This window comes from Pseudomonas nitroreducens (genome assembly GCF_014204515.1).
Classification (GTDB): domain Bacteria; phylum Pseudomonadota; class Gammaproteobacteria; order Pseudomonadales; family Pseudomonadaceae; genus Pseudomonas; species Pseudomonas nitritireducens_A.
This window is the reverse complement of record NZ_JACHLI010000032.1, coordinates 14,052-34,912: the sequence shown is the minus strand read 5'-3', so window position 1 is coordinate 34,912 and position 20,861 is coordinate 14,052. Positions and strand designations below refer to the sequence as shown.

The window sequence follows — 20,861 nt, the reverse complement described above, 5'->3', positions numbered from 1 at the left end:
CTCCGATCGGTGGATGGAAATGTGGAAGGTGGCAGATAGAGGCCTGCCGCCGGCAGGCATTTGGCGAGATGATATTGAGAGGACGCCCTGCTAAACCAGCCAGGGCGCCAGCATCACATGCCCAGTTCTTGCGAGGAGCTGGGAACAGCCTTGAAGGGATTGGTCACACGCTTGATGACAGCCTCATCAACCTGGCAGGAACGCAGGACGTCGGCTTTGAGCTGGCCAATATCACGCAGGATTTCGACCAGGTCATTGTCGCAGCCTTCGTAGCGCAGAAGGCTACCCTTGAATCCCTCTCCATTGAGCCCGCTATTGAGCACCATGCGGTTATAGGCCATCCTCCCCGGCCGCTCGCAAAGGAGCCACGGGTTCCTGGCGTACAGGCTGACAAGATCTGAAGCGCCCGTCTCGAAGTGATACCCCATGCAGCCTTCGTTGGCCCAGGCAATGAAGTCCTTCTTCCAAGTCCCAACCCTGCTCGCCAGCGCCTCACGCAACTTGTCGAACCCTCTGGGCTGGGCAGCAGCTCCAATTAGGCGGTACGGAGTGAAATACTCCCCGTCGTAACGCGTCAGGGCATCGAGGTAGTCGTTGAGGTAAGTCTGCCTAAAGTGCAGCTTCAGGTGATCACTTGGATGAAGCTCACTGTAGCGGTCGCAGATATCTGGCGCGACCAACTCCATTTTCGTCGGGTTGACCTCCCTAAGTGCATCAGGGAACGGGAACAGAGTGCTGATCACCATCTGGCGGATCTTCTCCTCCCGGTGCCTGTTGTTGGTCACCTCGTCATAGATGGCACCGTAGAGTGCCTCAAGCCCCTTAACGACCTGTTGCACCGGGTAACCCTGTTGGATAGCGATACGGCCAAGATTTCGTCCCCAGGCGATGTCCCAGGTGCCGTCTTTGTAGTGCTCCTCGACGAAGTAGTCCCAGGACTCGTCGTAATCCTCACTGAACTTAACATTGGCGCGATCTACAATCGTGCCCCTGGCTTTGCGCAGGAGCATCTTGTAGGCCTCGGCCTTCTCGGGGGCTTCAGAGACCAGGTAATCCGGGGAGACTGCTAGACGGACAAGCTCCAAGGCCTCTGAATCGAGCTCGTCACAGGTGATATCGGTTCCGTAGAGGCACTTCTGATTGACGGCCGAGGCCAGGAAGGTGGCGTCCAGGATTCCGTCAGGCAGCTTCAGATTATCAGTTGCGGCCGGCGCGTTAGTCATGCGCAAGTAGCTGTGAATCAGCTGTTCGCGGGCCTCGGGCTCGAAGTCGTACATCAGCGCCATGATCGTGCCGGCGTCAATAGTCGTGGCTTCGCCGTTGTAGAAGAATGGGCTGCTGATATCCAGCATGCTCTTGAACTTGGGTAGTAGCGTTTCGCGCTGGGGGTGAGATGAGGCTTCACGCAAAAGGCACACAGCAGTCGCAAACGTCCACCCGGTGGGCACAGCTGCTTCATCACCATGGGCTCCTCTCAAGAGCCGGGTGTCAACGCTATCCGCGCGTAGGAAGGCTTCCAGGAGGCTTCCTGTGGTCTTGCCGGCGTCCAGGTCGTACTTGAGCCTTGTCAGCTCCAGGAGCAGCTCTTTGGGCAAGAGCGCCTCCAGCGGCGCGGCAAAGATACGAATAGACGAAGACGGTTGCATTTGATCGCTCATGAAAGAAGTCCGTGCCTTAGGCACCTTGATTCATTTCACCAGAGGAGCAAGACCTGGCGCCACCGGGCAACTGCCCTCACCTACGAGCGCCAGCCTCTAACGAAAAAGGCCACCTGGAAAGGTGGCCTTCAACGGTTTTCATTGCCCTTGGATCTTCGGTGGTGCTCATAACCTGCCGACGATTTGCCCCAAGCGCTTACCCTTTCAATTCTACAGCCTAGCCTAACCAAGTTAAAGCTGGCCGGGAGAACCCGGCCAGGCCAACTCAGTTCGTGCCGGCAACCTCGAGGTGCTCACCGCACCAGGCGATGACGATCTTGCGGTCGATCACCTTGAAGTGGATGCGGCACATGTTGGCGGTACCGTAGCTGCCACCTGCGCTGACATGCGAGTCGAAGTAAACAGTCTCACCGTTGTAGTCGAACTCACGAAGAGAGCGCAGCCGCTTGTTATTCTCGACAGTGGTCGACTCCTTAGCACCGTACTTACCGTTAAGGAGATGACGAGCTTCGGAATCCTGCTTGCCTTCACGGAAGGCCTCCAGATACGGATAGATCAAGGACTCGAGAAGAGAGGACAAACGCTTAGTGTTGCGGAAGTCCTCGGCATCATCTGCCGATTCGTATGCAGACGGCAGAATGACTACGCGATCAGGTGCGATAACCTCGAAAACACGCAGGATCTCGACGGGCTTAAGTTCTTCCCCCCTCATCATTCGCAGCACAGTCTTATCATCCACCGGCAGATTGGCGAAGGCACTGTCTGTCGGCCGCTGTGAGGAATAAGACTCGACAACCACCTTCAGGTTGTGAACTTCTTGCTTGAGTTCGCCGATCTGTTCGTCTTTCTCGAGCTCCGCGTGCGCCAGCTCGTCGTTGTGCTCGGCCAGGCGCTTTACCTCAAGCTCGGCCTCGGCGAGTCGAATACCGAGGCCGATGGTTTCGTCCTGGGATTTGCTGAGGCGCTCTTCCAGATCACGAACAGCCTGCCCAGCCGTGCCAACTTCGCCTTGAAGCGTTACTACGGAACTTTCTTGTGCGAGTTGTGCTTCTTTGATCTCAATGATCTTCTTGAAGTCAGCCAACTGGGCATCAAAGGCAACGAAAATCCCATCAACTTCGCCCGAGAAGTGAGTGGCATGTTCCGAGATTTCAGTAGACCATTCGGCAAGCTTGGAAAGGCCTTCCAAGTCACCCGAGTTTACTGTCTCGGAAATTCTGGAGGTGAGACTTCCGATCTTATTTGCACGGTCAATGGCAGCAGATGCCAGACTCTTCACGGTCGTGAGGGAGGCACGCCGAGTCTTAGAGTACTCGACAACTTTGACAACGAAGTCTTCGGTAATTCTGACCCCGGAGAAAGAGTAGGAAAACAGCTCTTTTGCATTAGCTGCAACGTCGGCCAAGCTCCGGTTCTTAATGTACTTCTCGGCAGGCTTCATCGCTTCGGCGATGGACTCAACTGCAGCAATGATCTCTTTGGCATCCTCGCGGATGGCGGCGTCGAAAGCATTGATCGGGCCGTATGCTCCACTGGCCATCGTGTGGAAGGCTTGATAGATTTGGGCAACTTTCGTGACGCGACTGGAGTAGTTCTTTTCAATCCCCACAGCCTGATCGGCAAGGAATCCCGTCCACTCTGTAACAATACCCTGGAAGGTAGGTGTGTCATCGTCATTCAGGAACGCATCACCATACTCATCCAGATATGCACAAACGGCTTTGTAGAACGTACTTTGGCTATCACGAAGCCACGGGAATGCTTCGAAATAGCGTTTGATAAATGTCGGCCTTCCACTATTGGAAAGTATCAAGTTAACAGCTAGATCAACATAGTCCCTAGCGGTTCTACTGAGGGCCTTATAGTCGGATTCTGCCGTGTTATTCGACAGAATATACATCCCGCCATCAGCCAGATTCCCACCAACTTTCAATAGGGGCTCAGGAAGATCACATAACGAGTCCGGAACAACTGTATTCAGCTTTTCGCAGAGAGAAGGAAGTCGTTCTTCAAGTACCAGCGGACTGTCTTGTCCATAAGAAACACCTACGTGATCGTAAAACTTTTCACGTGTCTCATGGCAGTAATAGGCAGTCTGGAACAATGTTACAACTGGAACACTTCGAATCGCCTCACGATTAGGTGCGACAATAGATAGGAAGTCACGCAGCATCTTTTCGTATTGCTTTGGTTTAACCCCGTTTGGAAGGAGCATTACCATCAGCTTCTCGAATGTTTCCTTGTTCAGGAAACGGTCAGGCAGGTAGCGATAGGGCTTTGGCCTGTTCGGGCTGGCGCTGAAGAAGTCGTCGAATGCGTCTTGCAGCGTTCCGGTGATCTGTACAACTTCGCCCATATAGCCTCCATAGCTTCGGGTCATTTCCTACAGACTGATAAGAAAAATCAGCCCTCTCTCGACAGAATTCCATCATATTCGAGCTTCGCAGCTACGGCCAGCGTCTGGAACAGAACTGCACGGTCACACTCGTACAAGCCCGAGGTGGACATGGCGTTCAGCTCAATAACCATGGGGGTCTGGCCTATCATGGCCACGTCGCAGGTGTAAGCGACATCAGGCTGATATGGGAGCGTGGCCACTCGCTCTGCGATAGTCAAACACGCAGGATCAACGTGTTGCGACGTCTCGTCTCTGCCCTGAACCCGGTACTGGCTGCCAGTGACGACTTTTCGATTCACGATCCAGAAGCGGTACTCGGCTGAGATGGTCTTTGCCGGCGCCACCAGGATCATCGTTCCATCAACCACGCCAGTCAGCTGATCCAGGCTACTGATCTCGAATGCAGCGTTCTCGCGCGTGATGGTGAAGCCTGTAAACGTCTTACTCCCACCGTCTGGCCTCAGAAACAGTTCGTCAACCTGGAAAAGGTTCATCACCTGGTCGACCCGGCGCCGGAAGTCGCCAAACGGCATATAAACACCGTCGCCATTCGCAACAATTTCCAGGGGAAGCCGGCGCATGTAGTCAGAGCAGTTGAAGCGCTTATCGTCGTAGTACATCCCAGGGATCAGGGAGAGCTGTTTGTTGGCATCAACAACCCACTTGATGGCCCCATACAGCACCTGAGGGACATCCTGGTCAGCTACCACCCGGCAGCTGTCCAACGACTCCACCAGGTGGAATCTGATGCCGGCGGCGCGGAGCACCTCTGGCAGGTCAGACTGGCCAGTGCGCTCAAGCATGCTCTGCTGCAGCAAAAACTGGGTACTCACCCTACTCTCCTCAAATTCGACAGTGGCTGTAGGTCAGGCGGAAGGTGGCTGGCGCATTACGAGCTCACACGTGGCTGTGAGCTGCGTACAGGCACGGGAGTGGGTCAGAGCAACTTCATCGACCCAGTGATATCCGCAAGGTGCGCGGCGATGGCCGGGCTGGTGGCCAGTGCAAGGGAGTCCCCTACGGCGACTAGGGTAGTCTTCATGCCCTCGATGCCACAAAGTTTTTCGTCAGCCTGAACCAACTCCTTCTGCGTGGTCACCGACACTGCGATCTTGCCGTACCCGCTACGGAGCCAGCATTCAAGCTGAGGGTTAAGCGGCGGGAGGACGACGAAGTCCCCTTCGAAGAGCGCGCATTCCCATTGAAGATCGACTGCCAGTTGCCGTACCTGGGCGTGAGCGGCCATTTCGCATGCTCTCTCCTTGGACGGCTTCTTTTCCTTGCTGAAGATCAGATACTGCCTTATCGGCGCGTCCGACTTTCCCGTTGGGTCAGTAAGTGTCTCCTCGCGAAACTCGGGGAAGATACTCTCGGACGCTGCCGTTAGTGTCTGAACCCCGTGAAACTCGGTGTGCCCGTTGTCGATCACCAAGTGGGCCTTGCCAGCCAGTGCCAGAATCTCCTGCTCTGGGACGAGGTTGATCTTCACCTCCGGATAGCAGATGAAATCCAACAGAACGAGGTAGTCGCTCCTGGTGAGCTGAAGCCGGCCATCCGGCCGCTGGCTGAACCCCGCAAGCACCGCTTTGGTGAGAGAGTGCGCGCACTGGGAGGCCAGCTTGCCCAGGCGCATGTTGAGGTCGTTGCGAACGTAGATGTTCAGCATTGCTCGATTCCTTCGAAAAGAATTTTGTCTCAGGGGGTTGGAATTTCCACATAAAAGAGCATCTTAGTGACAGGTTGACATCATGTCACTTTGTCACTAAGCTTGGCGCATCTCAACTCAGATGGGCGGCCTAGGATGGCAACTATCGCACAGCAACCGATCACCCTCCAGGCCCTCAAGTGCGCGGGCGCCCTCCTCGGCTACCCGTCGTTCGCGGAAGTCGCTGAGCTGGTGGCCAAGTACCAGCAGACCGGGTGCGGCAAGAGCCTTGAACGAATTCTGCTGGCGCATAGCGGGCTGTGCCACGAAGTTGCCAAGCGTTTCCGCTACCGACTTAACCAGGAGGACACCTTCCAGGAATGCATGGAAGAGCTGATCCACTGCGCTCGGGAGTTTAAGTTCACCGGGGCTTACCCGTTCTTCGCCTACGCCAAAGTCCGTCTGATGCACAAGAGCGGCCGGCGTTGCATCGTCAACTGGGGCCTGGTCAGTGTTCCCGAGCACTCGAAGCCCTTCCATGCAGCGTTCCGGCGACTGCTCAAGTGCGGCGTGGGGCCCGACATACGCCAGAGCCAGGTAGAGGCCATCGCATCCGAGCTGGGTGTATCGGAAGCGCATGTGAAGTATGCGCACAGCGCGATGCACGACAACTACCTCGAGCACGATAGCGAAGCACTGGAGGCTGAAGACCACGAGGGTCTTCAAAGTGGCGATGTTGAGGCCGAGATCCTACGCGATGAGCACGCCCGGATAACAGGCGAGCTGATCAGCAATATCAGCAATATTCTCGATGAGAAGTCCGCATCGATCATCACCATGCGCTACCTTCAGGATGGCGAAAAGTGCCCGACCAACAAGGAAATCGGCATAGAATTGGGTATCAGCGCCGAGCGCGTCAGACAGCTCGACGTCCGATCCCAACAAAAGCTCCGAGAGGCCGTGCACGACCATGGAATCATCACAAAAAGAGAGTTCAACCGTCGCAGGGCGCAACGACAAGGCCGCGCTCTATATGCCGATGGCGTCCAGGAACTATGGGTCGCTTAAGGCAGAGGGAAATGGCTGTTGCTACTGTTGCTTGAAGCACGTGAGCTTCGAAGAGGTAACCCAGTGGTGTGACAAAGGGCAGACTGCCTTTTGCCCGCACTGCGGAGTCGACACAGTTATCCCCGTCGTGCTTGATCTTGAGACGCTTATGTCGGTTAAAGCAGCGGCGGGGTTCACCAGAAAGCGTTAACTCCCTTTTGAAGGGAAATGGAGAGCAAACATGCTCAGCGCGGTTAAGTCCTACAGCGAAGTCCACATGGCTTGTGGGCACCCGGAACTCAACGATTTCACCTATCGTGGACGTCGCGACCTCGCCGGGCAGAAAGCCGAGTACAAGACCTGGATGTGCCAGGAATGCCGCAAGCAGGTCGATGAGTGGGTCAAGGGCACCTACGAGGAGCAGCCCTTCCCATTCGATCTTCCCGTGATGAACGGGCCTGAGAAGGCTGCAGGCTGGGCCGTTGACATCCGCAAGGCCATGTTCAAGAAGTACGGGCCGCTGATGACGCACCTGGCCAAGCTGGATACCGACCTCTCCAACAACACCTGGCGCGGAATCGCGCTTTTCTTCCTGATGCGCAACTACGCGTATTGGCTGGACAACCGATCACACCTGGAAGCTACCTGGAGCCGTCATGTGCTGCACACCGACGTCGGCCTCCTCTTCAAGCCCACCAATGGCGCGGGCCCCAGCAAGATATCGCCCTACGAAATACTGCGTGCAGCTAACCCGCAGGTGATCCTGGCGCTCAAGGAATATCATCCGCTGGATGGTCTCAACGGCACCCCCTTCGTCTCCCCGCACCGCTAGCTCAGATCCTCACCGGTGATGTTTAAGATTCTCACCGGTGAGGATATTGACGCCCAAATTCCGCATCGATAATATCTAGGAAATTGCAGAAGAGATGTATCGATGTCTGCCGATAAGAAATCCCAGAAAGGCTCTGCCAAAGGCAGTCTGACCGGGCGAAGTGCAAATATCCCTAAAAAGACGTCCGCCGACTACGAAAAGGCCCGCAAGGATCGCCTTCATGAAGCCGGCCTGATTCGTGTCGAAGCCTGGGTATTGCCTGAGAACAAGTCGATCCTCAAGGGGATCGAACAACGACTGCGCCGGCCAGTTGAAGCCGGCACCACCCCCTCTGAACTGGAGTCACTGATGACCGCACCGACCGCTTGGAGCACCGAATCCCTGGCCAAAGCCCTGATTGGCCAGATTCCGGGCATGACCGTCACTCAAGTTGGCGGCATGAACACGTCGATCCACATCGTCAGCCACGAACACGGCGACCTGGAGATCTTCGGTGCCTGTGCCGGCGAGCAAACGCTCTTCGAAACCAACCTGTTCCCCGTCACCCAGGTCGCTGACAGTGCTGCCTTCAACGAAGGTATTCTGCGCTCCCGCGCTCTGTTTGAACTGTCCGCCGTCTCCATCGAACAGAACGAAGACGAGCAGGACTGGTACATCATGTACGGCACGCTGAGCTCCGGCTCCAGCCTGGCCGACATCGTCAAGGAAGTGGTAACCCTGGCCGAAAACACCATGAAGGCCATGCGCGAGTTCCAGCCGGTTCTCGTCAGCAACACCCAAACCAACTGACCAGGAGCACCTCCATGAGCGCTTTCAAAGACATCATCAAAGCCATCCAGAACCGTTTCAACGGCAAGATGGAAGAAACCGCTGACGGCCTGTCCACCGACACCGCCGAACAGTACCTGCGTGAAGCCAGGGCTAACCAGGATAAGGCCCGCCTCGCCGTGATCGACCTCAACGCCAAGGTCAAGCTCAAGCGTAAAGAGCTGGACGACCTCAACACCCAAGTCGAGTCGATGGAAAACAAGTGCCGCCAGGCCCAGGAGAAGGGTCTGACTGACCTGGCCATGGAGGCTGCCGGCGAGATCGGCAACCTGCGCCAGCAGCGCGACCTGGTGGCGACTGATCTGAAGCAGTTCGAAACCTTCCGCGACCAGCAGCAGACTATCTTCACCAAGTCCGAAGGCGACATCAAAAAGGTCACGAGCCAGCTGGATCGCACTCGTGCTCGCAAGGCCATCCAGGAATCCCGTGCCTCGATCAGCGCCAGTACTGGCTCCTCCGGCAAAGGCCTGAACTCGGCCATGGGCGCCCTGCAGCGTGCCGAGGACACCCTGAACCAGAAGGACGCCCAGCTCGAGGCCGCCGAAGAACTGGACGGCCAACTGAGCGGCAAAAGCCTGGAAGACAAGTTCCAGGCTGCCGGCATCGGCCAGAACGAAAACTACGACGCCAAGGCGATCCTGGAGAGCCTGAGCAAGAAGTAAGGCCATCCTGAAGGCGGGCGTCCTTGGGCGCCCGCCTTTCTTTTTGGAGAATTGAGATGCTGCACAAAGAGACAAAGCTCATTACCTGGGCGGCCTGCGCAATGGTGATGCTGTTCATGGTCAACTTCGTCACCGCCGGCTGGATCAACCAGTTCGGGATCATCCCACGCTCCGTCGCCGGGCTGCCGGGTATTGCCCTCTCCCCGTTCCTGCACGCCAGCATGGTGCACCTGCTAGGGAACCTCGTCGCTTTCGTGCCGCTATCCATCCTGGTGGTCGCTGGCGAGCGTAACCGCTACCTGAAGCTCTGCCTGTTCATCATCGTCGTGGGCGGCGGTGCCGTATGGCTGATCGGCCGGGATGCAAACCACGTGGGCGCCAGCGGCCTCATCTTCGGGCTTTGGGCCTATCTGCTGGCCACCGCCTGGTACAAGAAGAGCTTCAAGTCGCTGATGATCGGTGCCGTTGTGCTCGTCGGTTACGGCTCCATGATCTGGGGCTTCATGCCGCGCGCCTACGTTTCTTTCGAGGCACACATCTGCGGCGCCTGGGCCGGCTATGCCTACGCCTACCTGACTGAAAAGCTGGGCGCACGCGCAATTACCACCTAATTGACGCACTGACAATTTCGGTAATATTATGTCGCCACTTTGAGGCTCAGGACGAGTTATGCCTTTCCTGCTCTTGCTCCGCCGGCTCGGCGATTGGATGTCCAAACGTGTCGGCTGGGGTTACCTGTTCGTGGCGATGGCCATCCACCTGGCCACCACTTACGTCGTGCTGCGCGCCTGTGGTGAAACGCACATCACCGACGTGTTCGCGAACTTCCTCTACTGGTACGTGACGACCACCACCACCGTTGGCTATGGCGATCTCTCGCCGCAGAGCCCGTTCGCCCGCTACTTCACTGCCATCTGGGTCATGCTGGGCGGTATTGGCATCATCACCGCCGTAATCGGCACCTGCACCGCCAACCTGATCGACAAATGGAGAAACCGCTTGAAGGGCAACATGGACTACTCCGACCTGGCCGGTCATACCCTGGTGGTCGGCTGGAAAGGCGCCAGCACCCTGCACTTGCTGGAGATGCTCCTGGCTGAGCGCGGCGCCGAGGACGCGGAAATCGTCCTGTGCGCTGACGGCGTGGAAGAGAACCCGCTGCCCAACAAGATCCTCTTCGTGCGTTCTGAAGGACTGGGCCTGGCATCCCTGCTGCGCGGCGCGCCCGGCAATGCCAAGCGGATCATCGTCCATGGAGCCAACGACGACCAGACTCTTGCTGTCGCCCTTGCTATCGGTTCGACGAACTACAAGGGCCACATGGTTGCCCATTTCGACTCCTCCGAGCGCGCAGCGCTGGCTAAGTCCTACCTGGTCGAGATCGAGGTCTGCTCTCCCATGACTGCCGACATGCTGGTGCGCTCGGCCAATGATCCTGGCACGTCATCCGTCGTAACCGATCTTCTGGATGCGTCTGCCGGCGCCGGCCTATTCACCCTGGTGCTGGCCTGGGATGCCGTCTACCGCGATCTGATCAATAAAATGCAGGCCAAAGGCGCTATTGCCGTTGGCTTCAGCCACGACGCAATTGCGAAGCCGGCGATTGCACCGCCGGAGACTGCGACCTATCTGCGAGCGGGCGCACAGGTCTACTACATCGCGCAGAAACGAATCACTCAGGAGACCCTGCAATGAGCTTCATCGATACCATCAAGAGCTGGTTCAGCTCGCCTAAGCCGATTGTTCTGCCCAAGAACACCAACGACCCACTGAACATCCGTCCGAACAGCTTGGTGAGCGCCAGCAACGCACTGAAGCTCACCCTCCAGGGCGAGAGTGTCGTTGGTCTGCCCGGCGACACGGACAAGGTCGTGGCCAGGGGCCTGATCGACCTGAAGGAAGGCGTGAAGATGCATCGCTTCTACTTCGAGGACGAGGATCTCATGCTGCAGGTCTACACCACCGGCTACGCCGAAAACGTCGTCGATAACGTCATCATGTTCAACTACGACGCGTACACGGTCATCCCGGCCTATGACGACACCGAGCTCATGAAGCTGATGGGCCCGGAAACTGGCCTTGGCCTGCCGGAGTTCACCTACAACGGCAACACCTATCAGCGCCGCTGGGGCAGTGAAGAAGGCATGACAGACTTCCGCCGCATGGACGAGTACGTCACCAGCGAAGAGGCCGAGAACAAGCTCTGCGAGCACACCTGCATGCTGTACGCACGCCCGATTTGCGGCGGCGCACGCGACGAATTCCTCGTAATTTCCCGTGAGGAATCCATGGATGACGGCGAGAAGACACGCGGTGTAAGCGTGGCGATTGGCGTCACCGTCTTCCCGAACGAACTGACCGTTCTCTGATAAGGCCCAACTCCAATGATCGAAGTTATCAAGTCGTTCCTCCCGCTGGACTCCGTGATCGCCTTCTGGGTGTACATCGTGTGCGCTGTCGTTGCCCTTGGCATCGTCACCTGGGTCTACACCCTCATCACTCCGCACAATGAGATGAAGCTGATCCGCGCCGGCAACGTCTCCGCCGCTATCGCCATGTCCGGCACCGTGATCGGCCTGGCCATCCCCTTCCAGAGCATCATCAGTCACTCCTACAACCCCGTAGACTTCCTGCTTTGGGCAGTCCTGGCCGCCATTGTGCAGCTGGGTGTGTTCCGTATCTGCACCATCTTCCTGAAAGGCGCCTCCGCCAAGATCGAAGACGACAACATCGCGGCCGGCATCTTCTGCGGTGGCATGGCCATTGCCGTTGGCCTGATCAACGCGGCCTGCATGACCCCGAGCTGATCCTGCGTCGGGCGAAAACTGCCGTCTTCGCCCTCACCACTGCAATTTGGAGGTAATTCGCGATGAAAAGGAAATCCAGCCCGGCAATTACGCTGGCTCTGGTCGGTGCCATCCCCCTCATCCTGACCGGCTGTGATGAGCCGCAAAAGGCCCCTGAGGTCGCCACCGTCACCAATTCCAAGACCTTCGCCAACATGCAGGCCTGCGTGGACGCCAAGGTGCCAACCGACATCTGCCAGAACGCGCTGATCCAAGCGATGCAGGAGCACAAAAAGGTCGCTCCGACCTTCAGCTCCCAGACGGACTGCGAAGACGTCTTCATGAAGGACTCGTGTGTCGAGACCTCAGGCGCCCAGTGGATGCCGAAGCTCGCTGGCTTCCAGATCACCGAGAGCCACGAAGTCCCGGTCGAAGTGGCCCGTGAGAAGCAACGCGAAGAGCAGCAGGCCACCCAAACCGCCAGCGGCCAGAACGGCGTGATCAATACCGGCGGCGGCGCGGCGGCCGGCGGCACCACCATCATCAACAACACCAGCGGCGGCGCTAGCCACTCCGGTGTTGGCGATTTCATGCTGGGCTATGCCCTGGGCAACCTCAGCAATGCCAGTGCACCGCGTTACTATGCGCAGCCGGTGTACGTTGAGCGCACCTCACGTGGCGACTACAGAACCTCGACGCTGAAGCAGCGGATCGACGAAGGTCAGAAGTTCGAGAAGTCGACTCAGTCTCGCTCAGGCTGGGACTATAGCCAGAAGCCGATGTCCGACAGCCTGGCTAACCGCGCCGCAACCACCCGCATCGCGCCGCAGCCTCCGCAGTCTACCGCCAGTAAGTTGTGGGGTGCGGCTCCGAGCTCATCCAGCAGCTACAAGCCGTCGAACTCCGGTTCGAGCTGGGGAAGCTCGGGTTCCTCCTACAACTCGTCCAGCTACGGTTCGTCCTACAAGTCGACCAGTTCCAGCAGCGGTTCGAGCTGGGGCAGCAGCTGGGGTAGCTCGTCCAAGTCGAGCGCATCCAGCTCCCGTAGCGGCTTCGGTAGCGTAGCCTCCGCCCGTGGTGGCTGGAGCAGCGGCGGTTAACCGCCCTGCTCTTCCACTCCTCAACATCTCAAGGAAGTAACATGCAGCGCATCCAGATCGCCGAACGCCACAACTGGCAGGCCATTGCCGAGGGTATTGGCTTCCAGTTCCACACCTTTGGCAATGACCTCGTACAGAGCCAGGACGCAGTCATGCACTACCAGCCGGCGCAAGGCTTGGCCGGCCGAGCAGACTTCGTGAAGAGCCAGAACATGGTCAAGGCACACCTGGATTCGCTGCAGGCTGAATCCCAGGGCCAGGGCAATGCCCTGCCCTGGGAGGATACCCGCCGGCACCTGTGGGTACAGAATTTCGGTACCGCAGTACAGCCGCCGCAGAACCCCGTGAGGGAGTTCCTCCCAGAGAAGTACTGGGATGAGTCGGTCGTCTGGCAGTTCACCCTTGATCAGGTTGAGCGGGACATCGAAGACCCGACCAACGATCTTCACCAGCACATCATGGCGCTGTGCGATAAGGTCTGCCGCAGCGAAGAGCTGATGACGCGGCTGCACATCCCCAAGCAGTACCAGAGCCTGGTTTACACCTCCTGGGTTGAAGGCCATCCGCATCTCTACGGCCGCATGGACTTCGCCTACACCGGCAATGGCCCGGCCAAGCTCCTGGAGCTCAACTACGACACGCCGACGAGCCTGTTTGAGGCCTCAGTAGTGCAGTGGCAGTGGATGACTGACATGCGCAGCCGCTTCCAGCTACCCGGCGACGTAGACCAGTTCAACAGCATTCACGAGAAGCTGCTCAGCCGCTTCCGCTTGTTCCGCGACAAGTACGGCATCACCCTGCCGTTCTACTTCGCCGCCATGGGCTACTCCAAGGAGGACTGTGGCACCGTCGACTACCTGCGCGATGTCGCTACTCAGGCAGGCTATGACGCACGTTTCGTAGCTATCGAAGAGATAGGCTGCAACGACATGGGCAAGTTCATCGACATGGATGACAACCCAATCAGCTATCTCTTCAAGCTGCATGCCTGGGAGCACATTTTCCAGGAAGGCTTCGGCCCGAAGGTCGAGAAGAGCTCCACCCTCTTCATCGAGCCGGCCTGGAAGTCCGTATTGTCGAACAAAGGCATCCTTCCCCTGCTTTGGGAGGAGTACGAGGGCCATCCTAATCTGCTGCCGGCGTTCATCGACAAAGACCCCAGCGCCAGCCTCGGCGCCGGCTTTGTCCGCAAACCCTACTTCAGCCGCGAAGGCGCCAACGTCGACGTCGTGACCCCTGGCGGCGAGAAAGAGTCGGTGCCAGGCCCGTACACCGATGCGCCGTACATCATCCAGCAGTACGCTCCGCTGATGCGCCACGGCAAAAGCCATTCCCTCATTGGATCCTGGGTTGTGGGCGACGAGGCTTGCGGCATGGGTATCCGTGAGGATGATTCGCTGGTGACCAAGGACAGCAGCCGTTTCCAACCCCACGTGATCCTTGGTTAAGTCATGCTCAGCAAGCACGAAGTCGTCTCGGGCGTACCTGGCCCCTACCACCACTGCAGGGAGCGCATGCATCGCTTCCTGCATGAGTCCAAGGGCTGGGATGGTTACTCAGCCAACCCTGCCTGCGTTCCCGGCGCCATGAAGGCCGTGGAGCTACTCAGGGTTGTCTATGCTGCCGGAATCGCGCAGCCGTCCTGTGTGCTCGGGACTGGCGGGGAGATTTGCCTGACGTGGCATACGAAGAAATCCCTCTATGTTGCTGTGGACTGTTTCCCGAACCGCTATAGCGGCATGGCTATCCGTGACAACGAAGGCTCCGTGTCCGCCGCCCCTCTGAACATGGATACAGGGCCGACCGAAGAGGTGCTGGCCCTACTGCGCGAGCACTTCCCGGCCGACGAGCCTGCTGACCAGGAGTTTCCGCCGGAGCAGCTGACCTCGGATAGCCTGGCCGAAGTCCTCTGCGACCTCGCTTTCTGGAGCCCTGATGCAAAGGCAGCCCTGGAAGGCTTCGCCGTGGACAACGGACGTGGCTACTGCGCCAGCCTGGAAACCATCCGGAAGGCCGCCTGGCTGATCAACAGCACCCAGCATGCCGGGGTATACGACCCTAAGCTGACCCTGGCCATTGATGGCTCGATCAGCGTGGAGTGGAACGAGGATTGGTACGTCGCTGTGGACTTCAACGAAGGCCCGACCTACATGGCCTACGCCGCGCCGGCAGACGAGAAGTACCACGGTCTCTGCACCACCTCTATCAAGCTCACTGCGACTTACGCCCCGGACAAAGCGCCAGCCATCATGCCTGTCTTGCGCCGGCACTGCGTTGAGTACCTCCCATCTTGAGAATGCTGGCCACTCAACTTAAAATGACGTTTCGGAGCGACTAACCGGCTGAGATTGAGCGCTCCCCAGCGGGTAACCCCGTACAGGCGCAAGGCCTGTCGAAAGTGGTGGCCGGATCTATCCAGAAGGGCTCCGAAAGGAGCCCTTCGCATTTTCGCCCTAAATAGCCAGCGCGGTGACTGCCCTGGCATCCTGGAATGACGTTCTCAACACAGAGGATCTGCCGTGGTTGTCATCATTGGCATCGAGTTCAAGTCTCGCTCAGACTATGAAGAGGGGCTGCGCATCGCGGCTCACCGTTACACCGAGGTGAATGAGAACCACAGCTACTGCATCCTGCGCGAGCGTGGCTTTGAGGCCTATGTGCTGCGCAACGCGCGCATCCCCTTCATCGCCTACGCTACCGGCGGACAGGAGATCCTCGACACCAACGTCGACCTGAGCAAGCTTAAGCGCAAGAGCGCCAGAGTGATGCTCCGTACTTTGTCCGGCGGCCCTGGGCCAGAAGGCTTCACGCCCCTGCTGTCGGCCGAGGATGACGCCACCATCATGGAGTGGCCACGCAAGCTGATCCTTTCTTCCAAGTACCTGGGCCGCAGGGTTGAATATGTGCCCCGCGCCGAATTCTTCGAGCGCTGGTACACCGACGGGCGACTGAGCTTCCCCATCTTCATCAAGGGCTCGGACAAAGGCCCTACCCACGGCTCCAGCCTGCGTCACGTCATCAACTCCCGCGAAGAGCTCGAATCCCTGATTCGCCCCATCGAACGGGCCATGCGCCCGGACATTGGTGTGCCCGGTGACTGGGTGATCCATAACCGTGATCCTGACTGGTACTGCCCATACCGGGAGATGACGCAGCGCGGCCGGCTCCACGAAGAGGTCATCAGACACGATTTTATCGTCAGTGCAGTGATGAACATCGCCAAGGACGCCCCGAAGGCTGGCGCCAGCGAAGGCAGCAAGCGTGAGTACCGTTGCTTTGTCTTCAAGGGCCAGGTGATGAGTTTCTCACGCTATGTCGACTATCAGTCCGAAGACGTTCCCCTGGCCGTGCGTCAGTTCGCTGTATCTTTCGCGGCAGACCAGAACCCGCTGCTGCCCATCGCCTACGCACTGGACATCGCCGAGACAGAACAGGGCTGCCAGGTAGTCGAGCTGAACCAATTCACGCGCTCTGGCCGCTACCTGGATAACGCACCGCTGCCGATGTACAGGGCCATCGACAAGCACTTCAACAGCCATGCCCGCATCCCGCTGATCGAGCCCATGGCATTGCCAATGCCGATTACCGACGACGAAGACCTGAAGCTTGATTTCAAAGGCGCATTCGGCGGACTGGGGATCATCTGATGCAGAAAACCCGTGACCTCCCTCCTATCCCGGAGCTGCCGGTTAAGTTCCCCTTCGAAGGTGTCACGGTAGGCAAGGGATTCGCTGATCTGATCAACCAGGTCTTGGAGAAAGGCATTGAGAGCGATGCGCGGGTGAAGCTCGACGAGGCCTATGTAGCCCTCGGGGAGCTGGCCAACTACCCCGCCTTCGCCTTTACCGCCGCCGTGATTGAGCTGCATGCCGGCAAGATGATCGTCGGTAGAGTCACTACTCCAAAGAATATCGCGGTTTGCCACTACTTGATGGAGCGCCACAAACCCTTCGAGCAGCGTATTGGGGCACGCACCAAGGCCCTTACCATCCAGTCCAGGGCGTTGGCAAAACAAGCCTCTGCCGGCGTAGAGGGGCCACAGGTCATGTCGAGCCGGGGTGAGTGGGTCGCCAACTGGCCTGATGAACAGATCGCACACCATCACCAACTCTTTCCGTTCACGATGGACGGGGTAACTTCCAGGGGTTACCCACCATCGATCTCGAACTGGTTCCATCGGACTGTCTGCGAGACCACCGACCGGGTTCGTGATTATCTTCGCGCGTTCCTGGTTAACCAATCCCCCTATAACGGGGTGGAAACTGCGATCTATCGCAGAGTGGGCATCGAGTACCTGAGAAACACACGATCCAGGGAGATGATCCGGAGAAAGCTGCAGGAAGACGTCGAGGCAGGCCATCTGCCCCCAGTTGACTACGATCAGGTCGAAACCCAGGCGATGGCCGGACTTAGGTGGCTGGTGCCGGCAGATCAGGAGTTCTGCAGAGCCCTCCCGCCGGGCTCTTTCGACCTGCAGGCGCTGGCCCAGTGGCGACCATTGATAGAGATCGCACAGACCATCTACCAGGGCGAGAAGCACTACAAGGACGGCGGCGACATCGCTGGCCACCTCAACCGGTTCGCCTTACAGCTGGCTCAGCTGCCCGATGACCAAGTCAGGCAGCATCTGGTCACCTATTACGGCCACAACACCCTCAAGCGGATGCCGGCGCACGATTACCAGGAGCTGACGCCGATGCTGCGGCACTGTGTCGAGCACATGGAAGACCCACTGCAGCGACTGGGTACACAGCTGATACTGCTCCGCGACAGTGGCCTGGACGAAGCTGTGGTGCAGAAACACATAGCCGACAATAAATTGCAAAAGGAAGCTCGGCGCCTGGTGAAAAAGATGGTCGGGAAGGATACTATCCTCCACTCGAAAATGAAGGTGCTCCTGGGCTGGGTCGATGACACGCCGGCCTCAGACAGCGTCTACACAGAGGCGATGCTCAGCATCCTGAACCTCTGACCCCCTCTTCATCGCGCCCGGCCGCCGGGCGTATGCCAGTCAACCAGCTAGCCGCGAAGCTGATGATCTCAAATCACCTGGAACTGCCTGTCACCTTCCCCTTCACCGAAGCACGTATCGGCCTTGGCCTGCAGCGTCTGCTGCTGAACGCAGACTTCCTCTTCGAGGACATGACCAAGGCACAGCTGCGCTCCGTCAACGGTGCCTTCAAGGCCCTGCTCAAGCTCGCCGCCATGGAGGACTACGCGCCCCTGGCCGCCATGCTCGAGTACGAACTGATCCGCTCCAGCCTGGAGAAGCTCAAGACTGAGTCGTTGATCCCGAACGTCGTCTACCTGCAGCGTCACTTCAAGCTCTTTGAGCAGCCGGTTGCCAGGCGGGCCGCGTCGGTTATAAAGCGGGGCCGCACCCGCGTGAAGCGCGACTTCGCCGAGATCACCATGCAGACCTGGCCGGCGGCGATGATCATGGAGCGGCATCTGCACTACACATACAGCGCAGAGCGCCTGCTGTCCGTCGACAAGGCACCGGACGCGAAAGAGGCTGTGGCCAAGTACCTCAGCAGCACGCCGGCACAGCTGATGCAGACCCTGCTGATGTATCTGTGTGCCCCTGCAGAATTCGCCTGCCTTCGCGATCTTATCGGCCGCGAGCATGGCCTTGAGGTACTCCGCGATAAGCGCTCGATCCAGCAAGTGAACAAGGATCTGATGACCTACGTCGAGTCTGCAAATTCGGCATTGGCCAACGGCCGGCAGCGCCTGGGCGTCAAGAACCTCTCCCTGGATCAGTTCCTGGCGCTGACCGACGTGGATCTGGATGCACTGGCCAACCAGAGCCTGGCCAAGCTTAGCTTCGTCCAGCCCCTCGACAGCGAGTTCACCAAGGCTGTTCAAACCGGTTCGCGTCCGCTGAGCGAGGTCATCGCCCAGACCGGCACCGATCCGGAATGGCTCGCCGAGCGCATCTTCAAGGGCGCCAGCTTCAATCACGTTGGCCAGCAGCAGATGGCATCTCTGATCGAGTTCGCCTTCGAACTGATGCCGCTGGTGGAGATCGACACCGGCACCATGATCCTGGAGCAGCTGGCGCCGGTCATTCATTGCTATTCGGCCATCGACGAAGACTTGTTCCACCAAGTCCTTACTCACCTCATTGGCATCAACCTGCCCAAGTTGGTCAGGACATCTGTCGACATGGCGCTCTACTCCATCGGCGCCATCAGTACCGAGCGAATGAAGCAGTCCATCGAAGCAGTTAGCCCGAAACAATCACTGAACATCATGCGCCAGATCACCACCAACCCTGATCTGATCAGCACCTGGATGGATAACCTGGAATACAGCCAGTCCCTTCCCCGCCCTGGAAAGAGCCGTTCCACTGTCATCAAGGCTGCATCGGAAAGCTGATGAACAAGCCTGTCGTACCAACCTCCACCGCTATACCGGTGGAGTTTCCCTTCCCGTTCGAAGGCAGTCGTGACTTCAGCCACGCCGGCAGCAAACGCAGCCTCATTGGTGCCATAAAGCAGGTGTTGCTGGGTAAGGACGAAATCGACACCCGCAGCGGCAAGCCGACGGGGAAGGTCGATCTACAGCCCTATGACTGCAACGACCCGACCGACCAGCTGAAGATCGCTGCCACCTTCCAGACGCTGCATGCGCTGGCCGAGCATGAGGCCTTCACCGTGCTGGCCATCTTCCTGGAGCGTGACCTGGCTGAGCACATGATCTGGAAGGCGCGTGCCCCCAACCGGGTCGAAACCATCGTCTACCTGCAGCGGCACTTCCGATTCCTCGATCAACCCATCCTGGCGAGGCACCGAGCACGGTACGAGAGCTTCACGGTGAAACGCGCACAGCAGATCGCCGATGGGAAGCGCTATGGAACCGGCGGCCAAGGGTTCCCCTGCGCCGTAAAGGATCTCCTGGAGGCCCATGGTGTCTGCACCAGCTGGACGAAGTTTGCAGACAAACAGGAGCTACCCTCCTTCCTCAACGTGTACCAGGAGTGGGTGTTTGAGTCCTACGCCCATGTCAGCGCCCAGGCACGTCTTTACTTGCAAGACCCTGGTATCTTCTCCGTGATCAAAGCCGACCTGTATCGAGGCTACGGACTGCAGGCAGTGAGCCGCATGCAGTGCATCGAGCAGATCACCAAAAACCTCCTGTTGGATCAGAAGCTAGGCCGCCTGCCGGCTGGAACAGCGATCCCTGCGTTCCATGCTCAGGTGATGTCTGGCTTAAGTTGGGTGCAGGAAGGCGACGGGGAGTTTGGCCAGTGCCTTGCTGAGGGTCAGTTCGATCTGGAGCGCGTCCTTCCCTACGCCTCACACGAGCAAATCGCTGACCGGGTGTTTACCGGCAACAAGCTGCCGCGCCTGGGCCCGGCCAAGTTCTCCGGACTCTGTGGGCTGGCGCACCGGCTACTCCCGCACGTATCTGACGCGGCGAGGGGCCGGATCATGGATACCCTGTCCCAGACCATCAGCACCTTCGTCCTGCAGGGTGACAAGGAAATGCTGGCGCTAGCTGAGCAGCTCTCGGCCTATCTCCCGCAGTCCAGAAACCGGCTGGTGTCCATGCTGATGCTGTACGAGAGTGGACAACGCAGCGCGCAGGATCTGCAGCCCCTGATCGATGACCTGGGGCCGGCGGAGTCGCGCACCATCATCCTCAAAGTCGGCAAGCAGAAGGAGGTCAAAGCCCGCTGGCTTTCCGACTTCGATCTGGTCGACAACTCCGGCCTCGACGACAGCCTCATGACCGGTGCTATGGCAGAAGTGCTGGGTCTCTGAATCGTGGGGCGCCTGACGCCCTTCTATTCGCAATTTCCTTGATATTGTCAATTGGCAGGCAATCTGTAGAATCTGGGGTAACCGACGAGCGGTCATGACCTCATGACTCTCGTCCGCGCGAGGGTGCGCCTCCGAT

At 58.4% G+C, this 20,861-nt stretch carries 19 protein-coding genes; 15 read left to right on the top strand and 4 right to left on the bottom strand.

Features of this window, described 5'->3' with window-relative positions:
* Positions 1-113: 113 nt before the first annotated feature.
* The 4 genes from HNP46_RS28315 to HNP46_RS28300 form a co-directional block, all read right to left on the bottom strand.
* Positions 114-1,658 carry a hypothetical protein gene (locus HNP46_RS28315; RefSeq protein ID WP_184595701.1) on the bottom strand — a complete coding sequence of 515 codons (1,545 nt, stop codon included), beginning with the start codon at positions 1,656-1,658 and terminating at the stop codon, positions 114-116.
* A 265-nt stretch (positions 1,659-1,923) separates the two neighbouring features.
* Positions 1,924-4,014 (bottom strand): hypothetical protein, encoded by a 2,091-nt coding sequence (locus HNP46_RS28310; RefSeq protein WP_184595699.1) that lies wholly within the window; start codon positions 4,012-4,014, stop codon positions 1,924-1,926.
* A 47-nt stretch (positions 4,015-4,061) separates the two neighbouring features.
* Positions 4,062-4,889 carry an ATP-grasp domain-containing protein gene (locus tag HNP46_RS36100; RefSeq protein ID WP_184595697.1) on the bottom strand — a complete coding sequence of 276 codons (828 nt, stop codon included), beginning with the start codon at positions 4,887-4,889 and terminating at the stop codon, positions 4,062-4,064.
* 104 nt (positions 4,890-4,993) lie between these two features.
* Positions 4,994-5,722: a peptidyl-tRNA hydrolase gene (locus HNP46_RS28300; protein WP_184595695.1), complete on the bottom strand. Its 729-nt coding sequence runs from the start codon at positions 5,720-5,722 to the stop codon at positions 4,994-4,996.
* A 135-nt stretch (positions 5,723-5,857) separates the two neighbouring features.
* Here HNP46_RS28300 and HNP46_RS28295 point away from each other — a divergent pair, with 135 nt between their 5' ends.
* The 15 genes from HNP46_RS28295 to HNP46_RS28225 all read left to right on the top strand — a co-directional run bounded on the left by HNP46_RS28295 (position 5,858) and on the right by HNP46_RS28225 (position 20,725).
* On the top strand, positions 5,858-6,769 hold the full coding sequence (locus HNP46_RS28295) for a sigma-70 family RNA polymerase sigma factor (protein WP_184595693.1): 912 nt from the start codon (positions 5,858-5,860) through the stop codon (positions 6,767-6,769).
* A 220-nt stretch (positions 6,770-6,989) separates the two neighbouring features.
* Positions 6,990-7,580, top strand: coding sequence for a hypothetical protein (locus HNP46_RS28290; RefSeq protein WP_184595692.1), 591 nt, complete (start codon positions 6,990-6,992; stop codon positions 7,578-7,580).
* Positions 7,581-7,682: 102 nt separating this feature from the next.
* Complete coding sequence (locus HNP46_RS28285; protein WP_184595690.1) at positions 7,683-8,369, top strand: DUF2170 family protein; 687 nt, start codon at positions 7,683-7,685, stop codon at positions 8,367-8,369.
* A 14-nt stretch (positions 8,370-8,383) separates the two neighbouring features.
* Entirely contained in the window at positions 8,384-9,070 is a 687-nt protein-coding gene (locus HNP46_RS28280) for a PspA/IM30 family protein (RefSeq protein WP_184595687.1), read from the top strand.
* 56 nt (positions 9,071-9,126) lie between these two features.
* Complete coding sequence (locus HNP46_RS28275) at positions 9,127-9,681, top strand: rhomboid family intramembrane serine protease (protein ID WP_184595685.1); 555 nt, start codon at positions 9,127-9,129, stop codon at positions 9,679-9,681.
* A gap of 58 nt (positions 9,682-9,739) precedes the next feature.
* Entirely contained in the window at positions 9,740-10,765 is a 1,026-nt protein-coding gene (locus tag HNP46_RS28270) for an ion channel (protein WP_184595676.1), read from the top strand.
* Entirely contained in the window at positions 10,762-11,439 is a 678-nt protein-coding gene (locus HNP46_RS28265; protein WP_184595674.1) for a DUF2491 family protein, read from the top strand. The genes HNP46_RS28270 and HNP46_RS28265 overlap by 4 nt, the downstream gene beginning before the upstream one ends.
* 15 nt (positions 11,440-11,454) lie before the next feature.
* Positions 11,455-11,877, top strand: coding sequence for a DUF350 domain-containing protein (locus tag HNP46_RS28260; RefSeq protein ID WP_184595672.1), 423 nt, complete (start codon positions 11,455-11,457; stop codon positions 11,875-11,877).
* A 62-nt stretch (positions 11,878-11,939) separates the two neighbouring features.
* Positions 11,940-12,956, top strand: coding sequence for a DUF1190 domain-containing protein (locus HNP46_RS28255; protein ID WP_184595670.1), 1,017 nt, complete (start codon positions 11,940-11,942; stop codon positions 12,954-12,956).
* A 41-nt stretch (positions 12,957-12,997) separates the two neighbouring features.
* Positions 12,998-14,404 (top strand): glutathionylspermidine synthase family protein, encoded by a 1,407-nt coding sequence (locus tag HNP46_RS28250; RefSeq protein WP_184595668.1) that lies wholly within the window; start codon positions 12,998-13,000, stop codon positions 14,402-14,404.
* Positions 14,405-14,407: 3 nt separating this feature from the next.
* Positions 14,408-15,250 (top strand): hypothetical protein, encoded by an 843-nt coding sequence (locus HNP46_RS28245; protein ID WP_184595666.1) that lies wholly within the window; start codon positions 14,408-14,410, stop codon positions 15,248-15,250.
* Positions 15,251-15,475: 225 nt separating this feature from the next.
* Positions 15,476-16,603, top strand: a complete 1,128-nt coding sequence (locus tag HNP46_RS36095) for an ATP-grasp domain-containing protein (RefSeq protein ID WP_184595664.1) — start codon at positions 15,476-15,478, stop codon at positions 16,601-16,603.
* Positions 16,603-17,928, top strand: a complete 1,326-nt coding sequence (locus HNP46_RS28235) for a hypothetical protein (RefSeq protein ID WP_184595661.1) — start codon at positions 16,603-16,605, stop codon at positions 17,926-17,928. Before HNP46_RS36095 ends, HNP46_RS28235 begins: the two co-directional genes overlap by 1 nt.
* Positions 17,929-17,990: 62 nt before the next feature.
* Complete coding sequence (locus tag HNP46_RS28230) at positions 17,991-19,337, top strand: hypothetical protein (protein ID WP_184595659.1); 1,347 nt, start codon at positions 17,991-17,993, stop codon at positions 19,335-19,337.
* Positions 19,337-20,725 (top strand): hypothetical protein, encoded by a 1,389-nt coding sequence (locus HNP46_RS28225; protein WP_184595657.1) that lies wholly within the window; start codon positions 19,337-19,339, stop codon positions 20,723-20,725. The genes HNP46_RS28230 and HNP46_RS28225 overlap by 1 nt, the downstream gene beginning before the upstream one ends.
* Positions 20,726-20,861: the final 136 nt, after the last annotated feature.